Origin of the sequence: Streptomyces katrae (genome assembly GCF_000966975.1) — a bacterium.
Lineage (GTDB): Bacteria > Actinomycetota > Actinomycetes > Streptomycetales > Streptomycetaceae > Streptomyces > Streptomyces katrae.
The window spans coordinates 1-1,604 of sequence record NZ_JZWV01001000.1 but is presented as its reverse complement, the minus strand read 5'-3'; the positions used below and the strand labels follow the sequence as shown (position 1 = coordinate 1,604).

The following is a 1,604-nucleotide window of genomic DNA, read 5'->3' as shown; positions in this document are numbered from 1 at the left end:
CATCGGCGCCGAGGCCGCGGCCCGCGCAGTGATCACCGGCAGAGCCACCGCGACCGCGAAGGCCGGCGACGGACCCGTGGAGATGCTCAGGCTGTTCAAGATGGCCAAGGCCTTCGAAACCAAGTCCCGGGAACAGGCGATCAACCCAAGGCCGTTCTCGTGGCGACCGACCCCGAGCTCCGCGAGTCACTGGCCGGCCTGAGCAACCCCAAACTGATACGCGCCTGCGCCAGCCTCGACAGCTCGGCCGTCGGAGCGGCCGGCGCCGCCGCCCACACGCTGAGGCTCCTGGCCCGGCGGATTCAACACCTCATCGAGGCTATCGACGATCTCACCACACGGATCACAAGCGTCATCACACAGCACAATCCGCAGCTCCTGGCGTGCTACGGCGTCGGCCCTGACACTGCCGCGACACTTCTGATCGCAGCGGGCGACAACCCGGAACGACGCCGCAGCGAGGCCTCCTTCGCGGCCCTCTGCGGCGTCAGCCCAGTCGAAGCCTCCTCCGGAAAGATACAGCGTCGGCGCCCGAGGTGCCGCCTATGGCGTCCCCTGTCCGATCGGCCGTAGCCGAGCCGCGGCCGCGGCCACCAGGTCGGCGGACCGAAGCCGGCGCAGCGTCCGGCGTGCGTGGCTGCACCCTGAGACCGACTCCCGACGAGGAGTGGACCTTCTCGACGATGTCTTCGGCAACCGATCACGGTTCTCCTGGCAATCACACTGGACGCCTCCCCGCACTCGATCGTCGCGTTCCGGCTGACACCGGTGGCTGAGTCGTCGGTTGAGGGGGCGACGCCGCCGCGGAACGTGCTCTCGCGCCGTGGCCGATGTGCCCGGGGATCGGGCGCGTACGAGCAGGGACTGCCCGCTCGTGTTCTCTGTCACCCGAACGAAGGTTGTTGGCTGCCCAGAGGGTGAAGAGGGCCGATTCGGCTGTGGTTGTGGATCACTGTGCAGGAGCATCGAGCTGTGGGTGGTTCGCCGTGGGTTGCCGGGAGACATCTCGGTGCCGCTGTTCACGGGACCGGTGGAAGCCGGGCCAACTCCTGCGCTGCGGCCTGACTTCCCCAGCGTGAGGTGGGCCCGGTCAGGACGGACACCCGCGAATCGCGGCCGGAGCGGCCGGACATCCTGGCAGTGGATACGTCGTTCGTTGGGGGGCAGGTTGAGCCGGGAAGGGACATACCTTCGGATCCGAGTCGAACCGGAGCTATCGGAGCCATGCGCACCGAGAAGGCCGGGTGACGCTCCATGACGAGTACGTCGTTGACGGAGTTCGCCCGCCGCGATGAGACCGTGGCGGCCGAGATGAGGGCCCTGCGGCTGTCCGCTACGTACGACGGTTCCGGCTTTGGCCAGCTTGACCTGGTCAGGATGCCCGTCCCTGTGCCCGGGCCGACCGAGGTGCTGGTCCGTGTCGCCTTGTGCGGGATCTGCGGCACCGACACCGACGCCTGCCGCTTCCGCCCGGACGGCACCTCAACATTCGGTGGCCCGATCAGTCTGCCCGTGGTGCTCGGCCACGAGGCTGCCGGCGAGGTCGTGCGCACAGGGGCCCTGGTTACCCGGGTCGGCCCCGGTGACCTGGTCGCGCTGGAGAG

General features: G+C 68.8%; 2 protein-coding genes and 1 pseudogene. All 3 read left to right on the top strand.

What is annotated here, in order from left to right; translation table 11 throughout:
* A pseudogene (locus VR44_RS47775) lies at positions 1-202 on the top strand (hypothetical protein); the annotation flags it as partial.
* Entirely contained in the window at positions 160-573 is a 414-nt protein-coding gene (locus VR44_RS47770) for a transposase (protein WP_052713920.1), read from the top strand. The pseudogene VR44_RS47775 and the gene VR44_RS47770, both read left to right, overlap by 43 nt.
* A gap of 696 nt (positions 574-1,269) precedes the next feature.
* Positions 1,270-1,604, top strand: a 335-nt coding sequence (locus VR44_RS31070) for an alcohol dehydrogenase catalytic domain-containing protein (RefSeq protein ID WP_211275155.1), incomplete at its 3' end; no start/stop codon positions are given.